The organism is Mesorhizobium sp. M7A.F.Ca.US.014.04.1.1, from assembly GCF_003998745.1.
In the GTDB taxonomy this organism is placed as follows: Bacteria; Pseudomonadota; Alphaproteobacteria; order Rhizobiales; family Rhizobiaceae; genus Mesorhizobium; species Mesorhizobium ciceri.
Window position 1 is genome coordinate 1 of the sequence record NZ_RZRW01000668.1, and the last position, 2,842, is coordinate 2,842.

Below are 2,842 nucleotides of genomic sequence, written 5' to 3' on the forward strand. Positions count from 1 at the left end.
GCGTCGACAGTTCCGGTGTCGGCGGCCTGCCGACACCGGAACTGTCGACGCTGACGCTGATTGCGCCTGATTTCACCGCCAAGGCGGTGATCGGGCTGGCACTGCCGCTCTATCTCGTCACCATGGCTTCGCAGAACCTGTCCGGCCTCGCCGTGCTGCGCGCCGCCGGCTACCATCCGGAGCCCGGCCCGCTGATCGGCGTCACCGGCCTGTTTTCGCTGCTGTCGGCGCCGTTCGGCGGCTCGACCACCAATCTGGCGGCGATCTCGGCGGCGATCTGCACCGGGCCGGACGTCCACCCCGACCCCGCCGAGCGCTGGAAGACCGGGCCGTTCTATGCGCTCGCCTATCTCATCTTTGCGATTTTCGGCGCTTCGCTGGTGGCGATCTTCGCGGTGCTGCCACAGAGCCTGATCGTACTGGTGGCGGGCCTGGCGCTGATGGCGTCGCTCGCCAACGCGCTTTCTATCGCGCTGAAGGAAGAGGCGGATCGCATGGCTGCCACCGTCACCTTTGTCGTCACCGCGTCGGGTCTGACGCTGTTCGGCGTTGGCGCCGCATTCTGGGGCCTGATTGCCGGGCTGGTCGTGCTTTTCCTCGATATGATCAAAAAGCGATAAACATTTCAGATGCTTGTCCGGATTTGGCGGACATTGTCTTGAATCGCCGTTTTTCTCTTCCCATTTCGATTCCACGCAGCCGGGTTTGGCTGTCTCCAACCGAAGGAATGGGAGAAAATGAACACATCCGCATTGATCCGTCCGGCCTGGACGCCGGCAACCATCGCGTTGATGGTTGTGGGTTTCATGGTGTTCTGGCCACTCGGCTTCGCCATGCTCGCCTACATCATCTGGGGCGACCGCCTCGATGGCTTCAAGCGTGACGTCAACCGCGCGACCGACGGCATCTTCGCCGGTTGCCGCCGCGGTTCCGACAAGGCCGCGCGCTGGGGCAATGGTTCCGCCCGCACCGGCAACGTCGCTTTCGACGACTGGCGCGAAAAGGAACTTGAGCGGCTGAACGAAGAGCGCCGCAAGCTCGACGAGATGCTGACCCAGTTCGACGAATACGCCCGCGAATTGCGCCGCGCCAAGGACCAGGACGAGTTCGACCGCTTCATGGCCAACCGCAACAAGTCGACGGCGCCGACGAAGACCGATCCGAGCACCGGAACGACGACCACCAAGCGTGGCAAGGGTTCGAACCTGCTTGACGACTGAGATCCGGCGACTGGTCACATCGTGAAAAAACGGCGTCGCGCGAGCGGCGCCGTTTCTTTTTTGTTCTAGTCGTTTTTCTCGAATCGCGTATCGTCCCCCCATGACTCTCGGCTTCTTTCGCAATCTGGCAAAGCCCAAGCCCACGCCTGTCGTGGAGCGCGAATATTGCGTCGCCGGCCGCACGCTGCCGCTCAAGATCGTCGAGAGCGCCAGGGCGCGCCGAATGACGCTGCGTATCGATTCAGGCGGCCAGGGTCTGCGCATCACCGTGCCGCCAGGCCTGCGCCGCGGCGAAGTGGACAGGTTCCTCGAGCGGCATCAGGACTGGCTGGAGCAGCGACTGGCCAAGGTGCCGACGCGGCCGCAGGTGCGGCCCGGCATCAGGATCCCGGTGCGCGGCGTGCCGCACCGCATCGTCCATGAACCGTCAAAGCGCGGCACCGTCACCGTGTCGCGCGACGAACGTGGTCCGCTCTTGATCGTGCATGGCGACCGCATACATCTGCCGCGCCGCCTCGCCGATTTCCTCAAGCGCGAGGCCAAGAAGGAAATCGAGAAGCTGGTGGCCAAGCACACCGAGGCGCTTGGCAAGCGCGCCAAGGCGATCCGCTTCAAGGACACGTCAAGCCGCTGGGGGTCATGCACCTCCGAAGGCAATCTGTCCTTTTCCTGGCGCATCATGATGGCGCCGTCGCCGGTCATCAACTATCTCGTCGCGCATGAAGTGGCGCATCTCAAGGAGATGAACCACGGCCCGAAATTCTGGAAACTGTGCGAAAAGCTCTGCCCCGACACCGATCGCTGCAAGGACTGGCTGAAGCGCAATGGCGGTGCGCTGCAAGCGATCATGTTCGAGTAGATCGCTCAATCGTCGTTGGCGGCGTTCAAGTCTTCGGGCCGCAACCCCTCATCGCCATGATGCGGCCACGGCAGGAAATTGCCGTCGAACTCATCGCCGCCGAAATAGTCGAGCGCGCGGTGCGCCTCGGCGCCATTGAAGGCGGCCTTGTCGATCAGGTGCGCGATGACCTCGCGCGCCTGCGCAATCTTCTGCCTGAGTTCGGCTACGGTTCTGTCGGCCATGATCGTGCTCCCGCCTTGCGTCCTGTCCATCCATAGGTAGCGCCTTTGGCCGTGCCGGCAAACAGCATGCTTTTTCTCGACTCTTATCGCTTTTCATGCCAATTCCCGCGCCATGGCACTCGACATCAAAATCTGCGGCTTGAAGACCGACGCGGCAATGGCCGCGGCGCTGGCCGGCGGCGCCAGCCATGTCGGGTTTATCTTCTTCGCCAAAAGCCCGCGCTATGTCGAACCTGCCGAGGCTGGCCGTCTGCGCGAGGCCGCGCGCGGCAAGGCGATGGCGGTTGCCGTCACCGTCGATGCCGGCGACGCCTTCCTGGATGAAATCGTTGCCAAAATGCAGCCCGACATGCTGCAGCTGCACGGCGCGGAAACGCCCGAGCGCGTCGCCGAGGTCAAAGCCCGCTATGGCCTGCCGGTGATGAAGGCGCTGCCGCTCAGCGAGGCCGCCGATCTCGAACGAATGAAGCCATTCATCGGCATAGCCGACCGGTTCCTGTTCGACGCCAAGCCGCCGAACGGCTCCGAACTGCCGGGCG

The 2,842-nt window shown here is 63.5% G+C and carries 5 protein-coding genes; 4 read left to right on the forward strand and 1 reads right to left on the reverse strand.

The annotated features are described in order from the left end of the window. The 3 genes from EOA22_RS29625 to EOA22_RS29635 all read left to right on the forward strand — a co-directional run. Positions 1–620 (forward strand): benzoate/H(+) symporter BenE family transporter (locus EOA22_RS29625; protein WP_206521357.1); only part of this gene is annotated, 620 nt, incomplete at its 5' end. A gap of 117 nt (positions 621–737) precedes the next feature. Next, entirely contained in the window at positions 738–1,220 is a 483-nt protein-coding gene (locus tag EOA22_RS29630; protein WP_063169787.1) for a DUF2852 domain-containing protein, read from the forward strand. 100 nt (positions 1,221–1,320) lie between these two features. Beyond that, positions 1,321–2,079 carry a M48 family metallopeptidase gene (locus EOA22_RS29635; protein ID WP_063169786.1) on the forward strand — a complete coding sequence of 253 codons (759 nt, stop codon included), beginning with the start codon at positions 1,321–1,323 and terminating at the stop codon, positions 2,077–2,079. A gap of 5 nt (positions 2,080–2,084) precedes the next feature. Here the strand turns inward: EOA22_RS29635 and EOA22_RS29640 are convergent, their stop codons facing one another. Further along, on the reverse strand, positions 2,085–2,303 hold the full coding sequence (locus EOA22_RS29640) for a hypothetical protein (protein ID WP_013528317.1): 219 nt from the start codon (positions 2,301–2,303) through the stop codon (positions 2,085–2,087). Between the two features lie 112 nt (positions 2,304–2,415). Between EOA22_RS29640 and EOA22_RS29645 the strand changes: the two genes are divergently transcribed. Continuing rightward, positions 2,416–2,842: phosphoribosylanthranilate isomerase (locus tag EOA22_RS29645; RefSeq protein ID WP_164755986.1), on the forward strand; the 427-nt coding region annotated here is incomplete at its 3' end.

Excerpts from the sequence above, each read along its gene's own strand:
- EOA22_RS29630 (WP_063169787.1), top strand. The coding sequence starts at position 738 with ATGAACACATCCGCATTGATCCGTCCGGCCTGGACGCCGGCAACCATC.
- EOA22_RS29635 (WP_063169786.1), top strand. The coding sequence starts at position 1,321 with ATGACTCTCGGCTTCTTTCGCAATCTGGCAAAGCCCAAGCCCACGCCT.
- EOA22_RS29640 (WP_013528317.1), bottom strand. The coding sequence starts at position 2,303 with ATGGCCGACAGAACCGTAGCCGAACTCAGGCAGAAGATTGCGCAGGCG.